Genomic DNA, 415 nt, shown 5'->3' with positions numbered 1-415 from the left:
ACCCGACGCTCTTCCGATCTAGGAAAGATTCAGGATGTGATAATCAGTGCTGTTAGTAACTAACGCCATTGCGAGGAACGAAGCAATCTAACATTGCAATGACGACATTTATTTCTTTGCGAAACTTTGCGTTCACTGCGACTCTGCGGTAAAATAAATTTTACTACATTCATAGCTCAACTATTTGCTATGAAGAAAATTATTATTGCTGTTACATGTTCTTTAATGTTTGCAGTTGCTTTCGCACAAAAAGAAAAAATGAAAGTAACAGATTTGCTGAATGTAAAAACCATCAGTAATGTTGTTTTAAATAATGATGGCAGTAAAGCTGCATTTACGGTTACCACCATTGAACCTGATAATGATAACAAGGGAGATTATAAATATGTAAACAACATTTGGTTAGTGGCAACAG

At 35.2% G+C, this 415-nt stretch carries 1 protein-coding gene; it reads left to right on the top strand.

Annotated features, from left to right (window positions below; genetic code table 11):
• Positions 1-189: 189 nt before the first annotated feature.
• Positions 190-415 (top strand): hypothetical protein (locus E3E36_RS12305; protein WP_206203717.1); only part of this gene is annotated, 226 nt, incomplete at its 3' end.

Origin of the sequence: Thermococcus sp. M36, assembly GCF_012027355.1 — an archaeon.
Taxonomy (GTDB): Archaea; Methanobacteriota_B; Thermococci; order Thermococcales; family Thermococcaceae; genus Thermococcus.
The sequence above is the reverse complement of the archived record's forward strand: the minus strand, read 5'-3'. Positions and strand labels throughout refer to the sequence as shown.